This window comes from Streptomyces sp. NPDC050121 (assembly GCF_044460385.1).
Taxonomy (GTDB): domain Bacteria; phylum Actinomycetota; class Actinomycetes; order Streptomycetales; family Streptomycetaceae; genus Streptomyces; species Streptomyces soliscabiei.
Genome location: NZ_JBITJV010000046.1, coordinates 26,830 through 41,760 on the forward strand (window position 1 = coordinate 26,830; position 14,931 = coordinate 41,760).

Sequence of the window (14,931 nt, forward strand, 5' to 3'; positions counted from 1 at the left end):
GGTGCAATGTCAGGGGAGGGCGCGTTCACGTGCAGGATTACTGGTCCATCGCCGACCGCATAGCGGGCGACATAGCCGCCGGGCGGCTGCGCCCCGGACAACAGCTCCCGCCACAGCGGTGGTTCGCGCGACGCCATCGCATCGCGCCGTCGACGGCCGGGCGGGTCTACGGCGAACTCGTGCGGCGGGGGCTGGTGGTGGGCGAGGTGGGGCGGGGGACGTTCGTGCGGGCCGCGCCGGCCGTCGCGCAGGGGCGGGCGCTCGTCGAGACGGCCACCACCGACTCCCCCGTCAACCTGGAGCTCAACTACCCGTCCGTGACCGGGCAGTCGGAGCTGATCGCGGCCTCCCTCGCGCCGCTGCTGCGGGGGGACGCGCTGACCGAGGTCATGCGGCCAGGCGCCGCCGACGGGACCGCCGCCGCCCGTACGGCAGCCGCCGACCTGCTCGCGCTTCCCGGGTGGCGGCCCGCGCCCGGCCAGGTCCTCTTCACCGGCAACGCCCGTCAGGCCATCGCCGCCGCCCTCGCGTCCCTGGTACGGCCGGGCGGCCGGGTCGGGGTGGAGGAGCTGACGTATCCGCTGGTCAAGGAGATCGCCGGGCGGTTGGGGGTGGTGCTGGTGCCGGTCGCGGGGGACGCGGAGGGAGTGCGGGTCGACGCGCTTGCCGCCGCCCATCGCGCCGGTCCGCTGTCCGCTCTCTATCTCCAGCCCGCCCTCCACAACCCGACCTCCTTGCGCATGAGCGAGGAGCGGCGACGACAACTGGGGCTCTGTGTAAGCGAGTTGCAGATCCCGGTCGTCGAGGATCGCATCTGGTCCTTTCTGCACCCGGACGCCGTTCCGCTCGCCGTGCACGCGCCCGGGCTCGTCCATGTCGTCGACGGGCTGTCCAAGCGGGTCACGCCGGGGCTGACCGTCGGCTTTCTCGTCGTACCGGAGCGGCGGGCGGCGGCCGTGGCGGGTGCGATGCGGTCCGGGGGATGGAGTGCGGGGCGGTTCGCGGTGGAGGCGGCCGTGCGGTGGGCGGCGGACGGGGTGGTGCGGCGGCTCGTCGAGGAGAAGCGGGCGGATGCCATGCGGCGGCAGCAGATCCTCGCCGAGCAGCTCGAGGGGTTCACGGTGCGGACCGACCCGTGCGCCTATTTCGCCTGGTGGGAGCTGCCCGCGCCCTGGCGGGCGGACACCTTCACGGCCGCTGCCGCCGCGCACGGCATCGCCGTCACGCCGGGGACCGCCTTCGCCGTCGACCCGCATCGCACCCCGGACGCGGTCAGGCTCGGACTCGCGTCGACTCCGGAGGGGGAGTTGGCGTGGGCGCTGCGGGTCCTCGCCGGCGTCGCAGCAGCCGGGCCAACGGCGAGTGCGGGTGGGTGAGCCAGGTCGCCGCCGCCACGGTCAGGCCCACGGCGAGCAGGATCCAGGAGGCCGTGCGCAGGGTGGCGGTGAGGGCGTCGTAGACGGCGGCCGCGGCCGGGCGGTGGGCCGCGTCGCGAAGGCCGGCGAGGGTGAGGCGCCGGCCGACGGCGACGGCCAGACCCAGGAACGCGCCGCCCAGGGCCGTGCCGAGGGCCGTCGCCGTGATCGCCCGACGGCGGACGGCCGCCACCGCGATGCCGGCCACCGCGAACACGACGGCCGCCAGCGGCAGCCAGAAACCGGCTACGTCGAGCACGTGGTAGCCCTTCCGGAGTGCGACCAGTTCGTCGGGCGGGAGGAGCGCGACACGGGTGTGCTCCACCGGGACGCTGTCGGCGAACGGCATGTGGTCTACGGTGAGTTGACGCTTGAGGGGGGTCGTCACGGCGGCGAGGTCCATGGTCACCCCGTGGGTGCCGCGGTCGGCGCTGTCGTCGTTGAGCGCCCTCATCACCGCCGTGTGCGCGGCCTCGTTGCCCGCGTCCCACGCGGTGCGGTAGGCGCGGGTCTCGGTGAAGGAGCGCACGGCGTCGCGGATGAACAGGCGGTTCGGGCCGTCCTCGACGCCGGCCTCGCGGGCCACGCCGTCGCCCAGCGTGTCCACGACCGCGTCGCGCACGGCCGGATCGGAGGCCAGCGGCCCCATCGTGGCGACGTACCGGCCGGTGTCCGTCAGGTCGTACGCCGCCCAGGCCGCCAGCGTGCCGAACGGCGCGAGGAGGCAGGACACGGCGATCAGGACGGCCGAGGCGGCGGTCCGCAGGCTTGGGGACACGACACCAGGCAACGGGGTGGGGCCGGGGCGCGCGAGCGGGGCGGGGCCACATGAGTGGCCCGCACTGGTGGCCCCCATGAGTGGTCCACGCATGGCAGGCCCCTCGGCTGCTCCGGTGGAGGGATCACCCGAACGGGTGTTTCCTGGTGGTGAGGAGACGGAGACCGCTCAACGGAGACCGCTCAACGGAGGCCGCTCAACGGAGGCCGCTCGTACGCACGGGGGTTGGACCTCGTCGGATGACCGGGACTGGATCCCGGTCGGCCGGTGAGTGGAGGGATGAGGGAACGCAGGAGCCCCGGCCACCATGCCGGGGCTCTTGTGGGTCCCCTGACGTCCTTCTTGCGTGTCCCTCTTGCCGGTGCGTCAGTGGATGCGTGTGCGCGTCAGCGGATGCGGTGTCCCTCCGCGTCCTCGCGCGTGTAGTAGCGGTAGAACAGCGTCGCGAAGACGACCACCGAGACGGCCAGTGCCATGCCCGTCGAGCGCAGAACCGTCGCGCCGGTCTCGCTGTACATGAAACCGAAGGCGCAGCCCGCGAACGCCGTCCACAGCAGGGCGTGCACTTCGCGCCGGATGTGCGGGGCCAGGGCGTGGATGCCCATGTACAGACCCGCGAACACGATCGCGCTCACGAAGCCGAGCAGGACGTTCCAGCCGGTGATGGGGCCGCCCGAGCGGTTGTTGGCCGCGACCCAGTAGCCGTAGACGAGTCCGAGCGTGCCGGGGACCGCCCACTGGGCGATCCGGTGGGTCCGTTCGCCGAAGACGTCCGGCGTCCTTGTCCCGGTGGGCGTCTGAATGCTTGACGCGGGTGCCGCATGAGCCATGAGAGGACTCCTCTCTCTCCTCGCCCCTGCCTACCAGGGCACACCTGGGCGGGGACGGTGGCAAGTCGGATGCAGAGGGTTGTGACACGGGATGTGCGGAGAGTCTCAGGAAGCGCCCCTTGAGGCCCCCCTTTGCAGCAGCAGCGGTTACGGTGCTGACGTACGCGATCGAGAGGGGAGGGGACCGTGGGGACCGTGCAGGAGGGGGCCATGCCCGGAACCGTGCTGCTGCTGGCGGCCTCGCCCGCGGGCAAGGGGTGTCTGGTGGACGCGGCCTCCGTGCTCCCCGTGCTGGCGGCCGTGCCGCCCTCGGTGCTGGCCGGCACCGACACCGCGAACGTCGTCGAGCTCGCCGATCCGCTGGAGCCACAGGCCGTGCTCACGCGGCTGCGGGCCGCCGCGGCCGCGCCCGGGCCGCTGACGTTGTTCGTCGCCGGGCAGCTGCAACTCGACCGGCGGCAGCGGCTGCCGCATCTGGCGCTGGCCCGTACGACGCCCTCGACCGTGCGGTACACGGCGTTGCCGTGGCACTGGTTGCGGGAGGAGCTGCGGTTGCGGGCGGCCGGGACGACGACGGTCGTGCTCGATCTGCGGGCGGACGCGGAGGTGTGGGAGTGGCTGCGCGGGAACGTGCTGGACTGCGGGGTCGGGGTCGCCATGTACGGGCGGGTGGCACAGCCGCCTGCGCGGGGCCGGCGGACTGTCGCCTCGCCCTCGTACATGAAGGCCGTCGCGACGATACTCCGCAGCGGCGGACGGCCTGAACTGGAGCAACTGCACCAGATGGCCCTGTCCCGAATCGGAGGCGAGGGCGAAACCACCGACCTACTGCTATACACCCCCACCACCCCTGCCGCCCCCGCCGCCCCTGCCCGGTTCCGTTCCTCGGGGGCTGTCGTCCCCGGGCCTGCGAATCGGTCCGGAGGGGAGCGGCCTCGCACTTCTTCGGAGGGGGCGGAGGGTGATCCGCACGCTCGTATTTCCGCTGCTGTTCAGGCTGGGCGGCATGTGGACGCTGATGTGATTGCCGCGCGGTGGGAGCAGGCCGCCGCCGCGTCGCATGGGAGCGGGTCGGAGGAGGCGTTGCACTGGGCCGAGGTGCGGGCGGATCTGGCGATGTTCGCGGGGGACGCCGAGCGCAGTTGCCGTACGTGGATGGCGGTGGCCGTGGCTCGGCTGGAGGCCGGGCAGCCGGTCGACGCGCCTGCCGTGGAGGCGGCCGTGGACCGGGCGCACCACCAGTGGGGGCGGATCGGCGTCGCCGAGCGCGCCCGTGAGCTGGGGCCGGAGCTCGCGGAGCTGCGGGCCCGGGTGCCCGGTCGCCGGGAGGGCGCGCTGGACCACGTCCAGCAGCAGTTGCGGCAGTTGCAGACCCAGGGGTGACGCCGGATGCCGCCGTTTCAACGGGTTGGTCTCTCCCGTTGCGAAGTGGGGCCCGTCCGCACACCAGGGGATCCGGCGTGACGACACCGAGATTCGCAACGGGAGAGTTGATTGACAGCCCTCTCCATCAGGGCAATCAATTTTTCTGCGGTACATCGATGTTTCTGCGGTAGATCAATTTCTGCGGTGTCTCAGCCGCAGGTGTCTCAGCCGCAGGTGTCTCAGGCGTAGGGGTCGAACGTGATGCCGCTCGGCTTGGCCTTGTTCAGGTGGTCGGCGAACTTGGAGTCCTGGAGGGGGAGATTCGCGTTGCCCCAGTCGGAGGCGTTCAGCTTGTCGCGCAGACCGGCCGCCATATTGTCCCAGGTGATCAGGTTCTCCTGGTGCCAGGCGCCGGTGTCGTTCTCCGGGGTCTCGCCCCACTTGGCGAAGCGGAAGGCGTGGGTGGACGCGCCGTCCTTGTGGTAGACGGCCTCGACGCGCTGCCCGCTCATCGGGACGTCGGCGATCGGGTGGGTGCTGAAGCCGCCGTGGGCGGAGGCGGACAGGTAGGACGGGGTGTCCGCGCCCTGCTTGACCCAGACGACCATGCACTCCCAGTCGTGGCGGTGGCCGATGCCCGGGGAGGCCTCGTCCTTCTCGAAGTAGCTGGCGTAGACGATCCCGCACCAGCCGTTGTTGCACTTGGCCCGCGAGTAGGTGTTGGCCTTGCCGAGGTGGCCGCTGCGGCACTCGCCGGTGACGGGGCCGGTCGGCTTGAGGCCGCCGTTGAGGTTGCCGCTCGGGTCGATCGCGGCGGCCGGGTAGCAGCTGTCCGAGTCGTAGTCGTAGACCGGCTCGAAGGTCTTCTGGAACGCGGTCGCGTTCTCGGGCAGGTTCTGCAGCACGCCGGCGGAGGCGCTGCCGGTCAGGCCGACGGCGAGGGCGGCGGCGCTGCCGGCGACGGCGGCGGCTCGGGCGAGGCGGTGGGGCACGGGAGGCTCCAGTCGACGATGGACTCGTCCCGGACATGACATCCAGGCGCCCGAAGACTGGCAGTCCGAAGGCGCTGAAGAAAGGCTTTTCTACGAACTCGCGTGGGCTTTTCGCCGAACTGATCAAGAGAACCTGTGAGCCGCCGCCGGCCATGGCGAAGCGCCCCGAAGATCGCCCCGAAGGTCGCCCCGAAGATCGCGTCGAAGAGGGCGCCCTCGGCGACGGCCTGGACGAAGCGCATCGGCGCACCGGCGCGCTGCGCTGCGCTGCGCTCAGCTCCGCGAGCCCCCGGACGCCGGAAGCGTCCCGCCCTCCCCGAACCCGCTCTCCCCGGACGCGTCCGCGCCGGACACCCTTTCCTTCTCGGGCACCCGCTCGCCGGACGCCTTCGGGGACGTCGGTGCGGTGCCGGTGGCTCTGGCCGGGCCCACGTTGGCCGCGGTGATCAGCGCCACGATGGTCAGCAGGGCGGCCGCTACGGCCCTGACATAGGGCACGGAAGGGCGTGCGGATGTGCTACCGGGCACGGCGACCTCGCAACGTCGGCGACTGCGAAACTCACGTCAGCCAGCTATTAAGCGTGCTTAACTCGCTGTTTAACCTAGGGGCTGAGATAGTCCACCGGCAAGAGGTTCAAGGGGAGTTGGGGGAGCCGGGGCGTGGCAGAGCGGGACGAGCCCGAGGTCGTCGGGCGCCGGGTGCAGCGCCTGCGCATCGAACGGGGCCTGACACAGCGGCAGTTGGCCGAGCCCACATACACCCCTGCCTACATCTCCACGCTGGAGGCCGGCCGGGTGCGGCCCTCCGACGAGGCGCTCAAGCACATCGCCGAACGGCTCGGCGTCGACTTCGAGGAGCTCGCCACCGGCCGGCCCGCCCGCCTGGTCACCGATCTGCGGCTCCGGCTCACCGAGGCCCAGCGGGCGCTGGCCACCGGGGAGGCCGAGGACGCGGCCCGGCAGTACACGGACCTGCTCGCGGAGGCGGAGGAGCACGGGCTGGCCGAGGAGCAGGCCACCGCGCTGCTCGGGCTCGGGGAGTGCGGGATCGACACGGGCGACCTGGACGCCGCCCGCCGCTTCTTCGAGCGGGCCGAGAGCGCCCTCGCCGACGCCCCGCTGCCCGCCCGCGTCCCCGCCCTGCGCGGACGTGCCGTCGCCCACTACCTCGCCGGTGAACTCCGTTACGCGGTCTACCTGTTGGAGTCCACCCTCGACGAGCTCAACCGGGGCGGGCTGCACGACCCCGACGCACTGCTGCTGCTCTACGCCTCCGTCATCGGCCCGTACATGGACATGGGCGCGCAGGCCCGCGCCGCGCAGGCCGCCGAGTTCGCCCTCGCCCTCGCGCCCCAGGTCGGCGACCCCGCGCTGGTCGCCCGTATGCACCGGTCCGTGGCCCGCACCCTGCTCGCCGAGGGCCGCCTCACGGAGGCCGACGCCTCACTGGCCAAGGCCGCCGAGCTCTACCGTCAGCTCCAGCTCCGTACCGAGCTGGCCAACTGCCACTGGATGCGCGGCTACGTCTACGCGCAGAACGGCGAACTGGAGCGCGCGGAAGACGAGTTGAAGGCGGCCCAGGCCATGCTGTCGGCCCAGCGCGCCGCCCTCTACAGCAGCCAGGTCGCCGTCGAACTGGCCGACGTCCTGCACCGCCGGGGCAGGTCGCAGGAGGCCGCGGCGCTGCTGCACGACGTCCTCGGGGAGTTGTCGCCGGAGCGCGGCGCGGTGCACGCCGCGGGAGCGCACCGGCTGCTCGGCATCATCGCCGAGGACACGCGGGACACGGACGCGGCGGAGGAGCACTATGTGCGGGCGCTCAGCCTCCTGGAGCGCGCGGGCGCGGCAGGCGACCTGGCCGACCTGTGCCGCATGCTCGGCGACCTGCTGCGCCGCACGGGCCGCGTCGAGGCCGCCCTGGACGCCTACCGCACCGGCCTCGGCCACCGCACGGCCCCGGGCACGACGACTTTGGGCCCGGCCCCGGCACAACCGCCGCTGTAGCGGCCTGTTCGCAACTCTCGGGAGATCTTGTGAGTCTCAGTCCGCGCGAGGTGTTTCTCCGGCTTGTTCATGGGGTCGCCGGGGGAAAGTTCGACGATCTGCCTGACCTGTACGGCGAGGTCACCGATGTCCGCCACCCTATGGCGACGCCGGAGTCCGAGCCGTTGACGAGCCGGCGCGCGCTGCAGGAGCACTTCACGGTGCCGCCGGAAGCCCGGGCGTCCCTCCCGAAGAGAGGGGTCGTCGATGTCGTCGTGCACGAGACCGCTGACCCTGAGGTGATCGTCGCCGAGTTCGCCTACGAGTTCACGCTGCCGGACGACTCCACGGCCAAGGTGCCCTGCGTCTTCGTCATGCGCGTCAGGGACGGCCGGATCATCGAGTCGCGCGACTACATCGACCCGATCCGCACGTACACGGCACGCGGAGACCTCGACCGCCTCATCGCGGCGTTGCACACGAACGGTTCGTAGATAACCTCGGCGCTGTCATCGTCCGACGGGGAGGGGTTCGGGTATGCATGGGCAGGACTGGATCGAACGTGCGGGAGAGCTGTTCGAAGCGGCGATGTTCGGCGGGGACAGGTCCGCGCTGGAGCGGTCCGATGACGTGCTGGACGCGGTCGAGGCGCCGCTTTCCCTGGCACGGGGCAAGGTACTGCATGTCCGCTTCCTGAACGACCGCGAGGAGAACAGCCGGGAACTGGTGCTGTTCGAGCGCGCGGCCGAGTTGTACGAGCGTCTGGGGGACGCGTCGGGTGAGGCGGACGCGTTGTTCTGGGTCGGCTGCTGGCATCAGGTGGTCAAGGGGGACGGCGCCGCCGGCAGGCCGTACTTCGAGCGGTCGTACGAGCTGGCGAAATCCGTCGAGGACCGGATGACGATGTCCTATGCCGTTCGCCATCTCGGCTTCGCTGACAGGGACGCAGGCCACTTCGATCAGGCCCGCGAGCGGTTGACCGAATCGGTGACACTGCGCCGGGAGATCGGTTTCAGGCCCGGGGAAGCGGCGGGCCTGGTGGCGCTGGCCTACCTCGCGGCCGAAACCGGCGACCCATCGGCGGCGCTCCAGCACCTCGACGAAGCGCGATCGGTCGCCGAAAGCTGCGGCGCCAAGGCCGTCTCCGGATGGATCGAGCAAGCCCGCACGCTGATCCGCAGTGACGCTTGAGACGATTGCTTCCGCACTCGACGGCATGCGGCTCGCGGTAGTCGGTCTTGTCGAACTTCGGCGGCCGGCCGGCTTGTAGTCGACGCACCGGTCCGGGCCCGCCACCGTTCGCCCGCAACAGGCCCTAGCCGAGCCCGCGATGGGCGGCCCACAGCCCTCCGGCGCGGCCGGCGGCTTCGGCGACCAGGGCCGCCAGCTCGGGCTTGTCGGGAACCGGGAACGAGACGTATGCGCCCCGGCCACCGTTGACCGGCCGGCCGTAGGCCTTCGCGGCGAGGTGACCGTCCGGGAGGAGCCGGACGTTGAGCGTGGTCAGGGTGAACGTCTCACCGCGTCGAGTGTCCGTCCAGCGGAGCGCCTGCGGGATCGTGACGTTGATCGCCAGAGCGCTTATTTCCAGGTCGCTGCTCATAGATCGGATGATCTCACGCGAGTCCGTTGCCCGGAGGACGCTCAGTCGACGCAGAACTCGTTGCCTTCGATGTCCTGCATCACGATGCACGAATCGTGGCCGTCGTACAGGAGTTGCACGCGCAGCGCGCCGAGCGCGAGCAGCCGTGTGCACTCGGCTTCGAGCTTGGCGAGGCGCTCTTCGCCCACGAGGCCGGTGCCGACCCGCACGTCCAGATGCATCCGGTTCTTGACGACCTTGCCTTCGGGAACGCGCTGGAAGAACAGTCGCGGGCCGACACCTGAGGGATCAACGCAGGCGGCCCATGAGCCCTGATCCTCAGGAGGCGACCCCTCCGGCGGCGACAGAACGTACCCCAACACCTCGCACCAGAAGCGAGCGAGGCGCTCAGGTTCCGCGCTGTCGAAAGTGACTTGGAACTGCTTGATCGTTGACACCGGTGCAAGATAACCGAGGGCTTCGACTCGCCGCCTTGCTGTAGCCCCAACGTGACGCTCACGGCAGCCGTCAAGGCCCGAGAGTTCGACCTTCCGGCTTTCGCAGCCGTCGCCGGTGACGGAGAGCGCCGACTCACAGGTGTACGAGAGCGTTCAGGTTCTTGTGGCCGATTCCCGGTTGGCTGAGCGAGAGCCAGCCGTGGCCACGCATACGAGTCGTGGCGCCGATGGCGCGGGGATCGACGGACAACCGTCCACAAGCCTGGTCCACGCTCGCCATCCCCTCGTTCGGGACAGCGCCGTCGAGCTTCGCATCGGAGTCGGCTTCGCCGATGCGGAGTTCCTCCGCAGGAAGCGGGTCGCCGATCCACTCCGGCCTGCTCCCTGCCGCGTAACGTCGGCGGATGCGGCCATGGTGGGCGACCGCCCATATGTCGGCACCCGCCGCCGAGTCCTCGTAGAACATCTGCGCTTCGCCGCAGTGGGCGCTCAGCCGTTCCACCGCGCCCATCCACTCGTCCCACCCGAGGCCGACCAGATCGACAAGGTTGCCGAAGATCAGCCGCCAGCCGTCCAGTTCAGGCGTGATGAAGGTGGGAAGCGCATCCCTGCGAAACGGCAGGTCCTCGATGTCCGCGCCCTCGTCCAGCGTGACCGGGAAGTGGTCGTGCAGGCCGAGCGCCTCGAAGAGCCCCTCGTACGTCGCACCGGGCACCGCGTACCACCAGCCGCGAGGATCCAGAGGGAAAGGCTCCTCGCCAGCGGACTTCAGACGCGCGCGGCGCTCCAGGAGCATCCTGTCATGCGCGTCGAGGCGGTCGATCAAACCGATGGCGATCAGGTCGCCCAGCCTGCCGGAGGTCATGACCGGTGATCCTATGCAGCCACGGCGGACAACTGCGCGTCGTCACCTGCTGCGCCGCCGACGCCGTCACGGGAAAGATCGAGATCCGGGGCGCGGACGACGACGGCCTGCCCGCGACACCTGGGTCACCGTCACCGGCACCTGGCGCCCGAAGGGGACACTCGGCTCGGACGAGGCCTGGCCGCCGGTGCTGGACGCGGTCGGCGTGGCGGTCGGCGTCGGGGCCGGGGTCGCGGCTGGGGTCGCGGGCGGGGTCGCGGGCGGGGTCGCGCAGGTGAAGCTGCCCGCGGACCCGTACGGGAAGCCGTAGAAGCCGTGGCGGATACCGGTTTTCCCGGCGGGCGGGGGGTACCCGGCGGTCACAGGATGTGAGCGGGCCCGTGGACGGAGGCGATGGCCGTGGGCGACCAGGAGCGGGAACGGGTCGCCGACGTCATCTCCCTGGAGCTGCGCGGGGCCGGTCCGCAGGACGTGCCGCAGCGGCTGTGCGAGGCGGTGCTGAAGTTGCTGCCGGTGAGCGGCGCGAGCGTGTCGCTGTGCGGTGACGGGATGCCCGTACCGCTGGGGGCGAGCGGTGGACGGGCGGCGTATGTGATGGAGATGCAGGTGACGCTGGGGGACGGCCCCTGTCTGGAGGCCGCTCAGACCGGTTCGCTGGTCGCCGCCCCGGACCTGACCTCGGACCGTGACGCCTGCCGCTGGCCGGTGTACGCGCAGCAGGCGGCTGCCGTCGGGGTGCGGTCGGTGTACGCGCTGCCTCTGGGCGACCGCGCGGTGTGCGTGGGCACCCTCGACCTGTACCGGGACGTCCCCGGCGAGCTCGGCGGCGACGAGGTGCGCACGGCGCGGATGGTGGCGGACGTGGTGACGGCGGCGCTGGTGGCCCTGCCGAGGGCCGGGCGGAGCGGCGGCGAGGGCGGCGAAGGCGGAGCGGACGGCTCGGACGGTGGGGACGGTGCCGACGGCGCGGGCTTCTGGCTGAGTCCGCTGGCCACCGACCACAGCGAGGTGTACCGGGCCGTCGGCATGGTCATGGCGCAGCTCGGCGTCGCCGCGGACGAGGCGCTGGCCCGGCTGCGGGGCCAGGCCTTCGCGAAGGGCCGGTCGGTGCTGGAGCTGGCCCACGAGGTGGTCGCCCAGCGGACCCGCTTCGACGACGACTCGACCGTCTGAGCCGCGGTCGTCATACGTGCACGTCATCTGGACCTGCGCGTCTCGCGGACCTGCGCGTCTCCCGGACCTGCGCGTCTCCCGGACCTGCACGTTTCCCGTTTCTCAGACCTGCACCTTTCCCTGCTTCCTGACGTCCGCCAGCCGCCGTACGCCGAGCTGGACGGCCGCCTGCGTCGCCTCGTTCGGGGCGTCGGCGAGGCCGCCGTTGGTGAGGGCGAAGGCGTCCTCGCCGGCGCGGACGGCGGCCACGTCCAGGGTGAGGACGGTCGGATCGCCGCCGGAGTTCTCCTCGGCCGTCGCCCAGACCGTCAGGGTCACGCGCAGGCCCTGGCGGACGTCGCCCACGTTCGGCAGCGCCAGCTCGGAGACCTGCACGTCCAGCACGGTGTCGCCGGTGGCCTTGGCCGCGAACCGGGCGCACGTCCGCGGCATCGTCTTCAGCCAGGCCAGCGTGCGGTCCACGGCCGCCGGGCTGTTGCCGGTGAGCTGGTAGCGGAGCTGGGCCCCGGTGTCGGGGTCGTCGAGTCCGACGACCGCGCGGGCGGGGCCGCCGAGCAGTTCGTCGGTGTAGAGGGTGTCCAGGAGCTTCTGGCAGGCGGGGGTGGAGGTGGTCGCCTTGAGCATCCCGTCCCGCCAGGTGGCCGCGCCGCGCGTGGGGATCCAGGGCGCGCCGAGGTCGGTGTCGGTGATGAGAGCGGCGTGCGCCTGCGCCTCGGTGAGGCCGGGGGCGGTGGCCGGCGCGGTGGGCTTGGCCGACGTCCGCTCGACGGTGGGGATGGCGGGGGCGGCGGTCGGCGGGTGCTCCAGACCGAGGGTGGCGCAGCCGGCGGCGACGGTGGCGACGGTGCCGAGGAGAAGGGTGGAGGTCAGGACGGTACGGCCACGGGTACGGCGACGGGTACGACCACGGCTACGACGGGCCATCGGGGGTGCCTCCAGGAGTACGCGCGGGGATGCCGGGGTGCGGGGGTGCGGGGTGCGGGGGTGCCTCCCTTCACGGCAACACCGCCGCCACGGTGCGACCAGCGCGGCGGGCCGTACGGGTTACCGGCGTTGCTGCGGGCGGGTGGCGGGTGGCGGGTGATGGGCGCGGGTGGCCGGGGGCGGGTCCGGCTTGCGGGGCTTGGCGTCAGTGACGGGTGGCGGCGCGTGGTGCCGGTCCGGGGTGTGGGATGGGGAGGCGTCCGCATAGGGTCGGGAACGACGGTGGTGCGGAAGGAGTGTCAGGTGACCGAGCAGCCCATTCCCGTGATCATCGACTGCGACACGGGTGTCGACGACGCCCTCGCCCTGCTGTTCGCCGTCCGCCATCCCGGCCTGGACGTGCGGGCGGTGACCTGCGTGGCCGGCAACACGGACGTGGACGGCGTGGTCCGCAACACGCTGACCGTGCTGGAGCACGCGGGCGCCGGGGACATCCCGGTCGCCCGGGGCGCCGAGCGCCCGCTGATCGAACCGGTCCGCGTGGCCCGGCATGTGCACGGGGAGGACGGCATGGGCGACCTGGGCCTGCCCGCGCCGACCCGCAGGCCGGTGGACGTCGACGCGGTGACGTTGCTGCGCCGTGAGATCCTCGCCTCCCCGCGCCCGGTGACGCTGATCCCCACCGCGCCGCTGACGAACATCGCGCTGCTGCTGCGTACGTACCCGGAGGTGGTCCGGGGCATCGAGCGGATCGTGTTCATGGGCGGCGCGGTGACGACCGGGAACGCCACGCCGGTCGCGGAGTTCAACGTGTGGCACGACCCGGAGGCGGCGGCGGTCCTGCTCACCGCAGGGGTGCCGATCACGATGTACGGCCTGGACGTCTTCAAGCGGGTCCTGGTCCCGGCGGCGGACGTGGCACGGCTGCGGGCGAGCGGCGAGCCCCGCCTGCGCCTCGCGGGCGAGCTCCTCGCCCACCGCGACCCGGCCACCTCCGGCGACCCCACCCCCACCGGCGGCCTCGGCGACGCGGGCGCGGTCTGCGCGGTGGCCGACCCGGCGGGCCTGACCACCGAGCTCCTCCCGGTCGAGGTCTCCCTCGCCCCCGGCCCGGCCCGCGGCCAGACGATCGTCGACCGCCGCCCGCGCCCCGGCGAGGCCGAGATCCACGAGGGCGTACGCGAACAGCCCCTCGTGGACGTGGCGTTGGACGTGGACGTGGAGCGCTACGTGAAGCTGTGGCTGACGACGGTCGAGGGCGCCTGAGCGATGTCCTGTCAGGCGCCCTTGCGTGACCTGCCTCGTCTTGGGGCAGGTTGAGGACGAGGCCCTTCAAGGGCCGAACGGGGGCCTGGGTGCAGAGCCCCCAGACCCCCGACGCGCGTGTCAGCCGCGCAGCGCCTTCCGGCGGCGGGTCGCGACGACGATGGCCGCGCCGCCCGCCAGCAGGGCGGCGGCCCCACCCGCGATCAACGGAGTGTTGCTGCTGGCGCCGGTCTCCGCGAGGTCACCGCCGCCGCCGTTCGGCGTGGCCGCCGGCGGGGCGGTCGACTCGGACGCGGACGCGGACGGCGACGGCGTGCCCGACTCGGACTCCGACGCGGACGGCGACGGCGACGCGGACGTGCTCGTGGACGGCGACTGCGACGGCGCCGTCGGCTGCGACGGCGACGGGGAGGACGGCGTCGACGGCGTTCCGCCACCGCCGGCCGGCGGGGACGACGGCGGCTGCTCGGTGACCGTGCAGTCCTTCGTGCCGCCGTTCCAGGCTGCGATCAGCTTGTCCTTGATGACCGGGCGGTCCGGCCCCTTGGGCAGGTCCCCGTGGACGAAGCCGTCCTTCGCGTCGAGCTTGCCGTCGAACTTGACCGCGCCCCGGTAGAGGTCGATCTGCGCGTAGCAGCCGGCGTCGGGCACGGCGATGTCGAGGGTGTCGGTCTGCCCCGGCTTGACCGTCACGCTGTCGAAGTCGACGAAGACCTGCTCGCCGGAGGTGCCGAAGCTGGCGCCGTGGGCGAGGTAGGAGGCGAGGGAGGCGGTGCAGGTGGTGGCGTCGCCTGCGGCGCGGACCGTGATGTGGACCTTGCCGTCCTTGCTGGGCTTGAGATTCTGGTCGTCGACGCGGACGGAGTCGAAGAACTTGGTGCCGTCGAGCGAGAACTGGCAGCGGTCGGTGCCTGTCTCGGTGCCCGCGCCGGTACCCGGCTGGTACTGGCCGCCGGACTTCCAGCCGTCGCCGCCGGGCGCCCCGGTGCCGGCGAAGGCCCCGGAGGCGGCGGCGACGGAGGCGGCGCACAGGGTGAGCGAAGCGGCGCCCGTCCCCAGCAGGCGGCGTACGGTGACACGTCTCGCTATGGACATGTGTTTCCCATCTTGGCGAGTGCCAGGGCTGGTCGGTCGGATCCGATTGGTCAGATCAGAAGAAACACGGGGCCCGTCGGTCACGGGCCACGGTGTGGCCCCATCGTCGTGTGGACGCCAGATCGCTGTCAACCTGCTCCAAACACAGCGGAGTTCAAATCTTCGTCACAATTTCCCCGCGTACGGAATGATCTGTTCCGAACGG

The 14,931-nt window shown here is 72.0% G+C and carries 17 protein-coding genes; 8 read left to right on the plus strand and 9 right to left on the minus strand.

The genetic code is table 11. From position 1 onward, the window contains the following. Positions 1-29: 29 nt before the first annotated feature. On the plus strand, positions 30-1,376 hold the full coding sequence (locus tag ACIBTS_RS41990) for a PLP-dependent aminotransferase family protein (protein WP_399326204.1): 1,347 nt from the start codon (positions 30-32) through the stop codon (positions 1,374-1,376). Here the strand turns inward: ACIBTS_RS41990 and ACIBTS_RS41995 are convergent. Further along, on the minus strand, positions 1,273-2,193 hold the full coding sequence (locus ACIBTS_RS41995) for a hypothetical protein (protein WP_399326206.1): 921 nt from the start codon (positions 2,191-2,193) through the stop codon (positions 1,273-1,275). The genes ACIBTS_RS41990 and ACIBTS_RS41995 overlap by 104 nt on opposite strands. A gap of 386 nt (positions 2,194-2,579) precedes the next feature. Next, positions 2,580-3,023 (minus strand): hypothetical protein, encoded by a 444-nt coding sequence (locus tag ACIBTS_RS42000; RefSeq protein ID WP_399326208.1) that lies wholly within the window; start codon positions 3,021-3,023, stop codon positions 2,580-2,582. 210 nt (positions 3,024-3,233) lie between these two features. On the opposite strand from ACIBTS_RS42000, the gene ACIBTS_RS42005 reads away from it, so the two are divergent. Continuing rightward, positions 3,234-4,406 (plus strand): hypothetical protein, encoded by a 1,173-nt coding sequence (locus ACIBTS_RS42005; protein WP_399326210.1) that lies wholly within the window; start codon positions 3,234-3,236, stop codon positions 4,404-4,406. Positions 4,407-4,627: 221 nt separating this feature from the next. On the opposite strand, the gene ACIBTS_RS42010 is transcribed toward ACIBTS_RS42005, so the two are convergent. Both ACIBTS_RS42010 and ACIBTS_RS42015 read right to left on the minus strand, forming a co-directional pair. Further along, positions 4,628-5,422, minus strand: a complete 795-nt coding sequence (locus ACIBTS_RS42010; RefSeq protein WP_399326212.1) for an NPP1 family protein — start codon at positions 5,420-5,422, stop codon at positions 4,628-4,630. Between the two features lie 231 nt (positions 5,423-5,653). After that, positions 5,654-5,878 (minus strand): hypothetical protein, encoded by a 225-nt coding sequence (locus ACIBTS_RS42015; RefSeq protein ID WP_399326214.1) that lies wholly within the window; start codon positions 5,876-5,878, stop codon positions 5,654-5,656. A 162-nt stretch (positions 5,879-6,040) separates the two neighbouring features. On the opposite strand from ACIBTS_RS42015, the gene ACIBTS_RS42020 reads away from it, so the two are divergent. The 3 genes from ACIBTS_RS42020 to ACIBTS_RS42030 are packed head-to-tail and all read left to right on the plus strand — an operon-like array spanning position 6,041 to position 8,554. After that, positions 6,041-7,384 (plus strand): tetratricopeptide repeat protein, encoded by a 1,344-nt coding sequence (locus ACIBTS_RS42020; protein WP_399326216.1) that lies wholly within the window; start codon positions 6,041-6,043, stop codon positions 7,382-7,384. 29 nt (positions 7,385-7,413) lie between these two features. Further along, positions 7,414-7,857 (plus strand): nuclear transport factor 2 family protein, encoded by a 444-nt coding sequence (locus tag ACIBTS_RS42025; protein WP_399326218.1) that lies wholly within the window; start codon positions 7,414-7,416, stop codon positions 7,855-7,857. A gap of 43 nt (positions 7,858-7,900) precedes the next feature. Continuing rightward, positions 7,901-8,554 carry a tetratricopeptide repeat protein gene (locus ACIBTS_RS42030; protein WP_399326220.1) on the plus strand — a complete coding sequence of 218 codons (654 nt, stop codon included), beginning with the start codon at positions 7,901-7,903 and terminating at the stop codon, positions 8,552-8,554. A 124-nt stretch (positions 8,555-8,678) separates the two neighbouring features. On the opposite strand, the gene ACIBTS_RS42035 is transcribed toward ACIBTS_RS42030, so the two are convergent. The 3 genes from ACIBTS_RS42035 to ACIBTS_RS42045 form a co-directional block, all read right to left on the minus strand. Then, positions 8,679-8,966 (minus strand): hypothetical protein, encoded by a 288-nt coding sequence (locus tag ACIBTS_RS42035; protein ID WP_319676779.1) that lies wholly within the window; start codon positions 8,964-8,966, stop codon positions 8,679-8,681. A 41-nt stretch (positions 8,967-9,007) separates the two neighbouring features. Further along, the gene (locus ACIBTS_RS42040) at positions 9,008-9,403 is read right to left on the minus strand and encodes a VOC family protein (protein WP_399326222.1); all 396 of its coding nucleotides are present in this window, start codon (positions 9,401-9,403) and stop codon (positions 9,008-9,010) included. A 133-nt stretch (positions 9,404-9,536) separates the two neighbouring features. After that, positions 9,537-10,268, minus strand: a complete 732-nt coding sequence (locus ACIBTS_RS42045; protein ID WP_399326224.1) for a hypothetical protein — start codon at positions 10,266-10,268, stop codon at positions 9,537-9,539. Here ACIBTS_RS42045 and ACIBTS_RS42050 point away from each other — a divergent pair. Continuing rightward, positions 10,267-10,578, plus strand: coding sequence for a hypothetical protein (locus ACIBTS_RS42050; RefSeq protein ID WP_399326226.1), 312 nt, complete (start codon positions 10,267-10,269; stop codon positions 10,576-10,578). The two genes, ACIBTS_RS42045 and ACIBTS_RS42050, sit on opposite strands and share 2 nt — an antisense overlap. A gap of 89 nt (positions 10,579-10,667) precedes the next feature. Then, entirely contained in the window at positions 10,668-11,441 is a 774-nt protein-coding gene (locus ACIBTS_RS42055) for a GAF and ANTAR domain-containing protein (protein ID WP_399326228.1), read from the plus strand. 102 nt (positions 11,442-11,543) lie between these two features. On the opposite strand, the gene ACIBTS_RS42060 is transcribed toward ACIBTS_RS42055, so the two are convergent. Next, positions 11,544-12,365, minus strand: coding sequence for a hypothetical protein (locus tag ACIBTS_RS42060; RefSeq protein WP_399326230.1), 822 nt, complete (start codon positions 12,363-12,365; stop codon positions 11,544-11,546). A gap of 303 nt (positions 12,366-12,668) precedes the next feature. Here ACIBTS_RS42060 and ACIBTS_RS42065 point away from each other — a divergent pair, with 303 nt between their 5' ends. Continuing rightward, positions 12,669-13,631, plus strand: a complete 963-nt coding sequence (locus tag ACIBTS_RS42065; protein WP_399326232.1) for a nucleoside hydrolase — start codon at positions 12,669-12,671, stop codon at positions 13,629-13,631. A 120-nt stretch (positions 13,632-13,751) separates the two neighbouring features. On the opposite strand, the gene ACIBTS_RS42070 is transcribed toward ACIBTS_RS42065, so the two are convergent. Then, the gene (locus ACIBTS_RS42070; RefSeq protein ID WP_399326234.1) at positions 13,752-14,726 is read right to left on the minus strand and encodes an LAETG motif-containing sortase-dependent surface protein; all 975 of its coding nucleotides are present in this window, start codon (positions 14,724-14,726) and stop codon (positions 13,752-13,754) included. Positions 14,727-14,931: the final 205 nt, after the last annotated feature.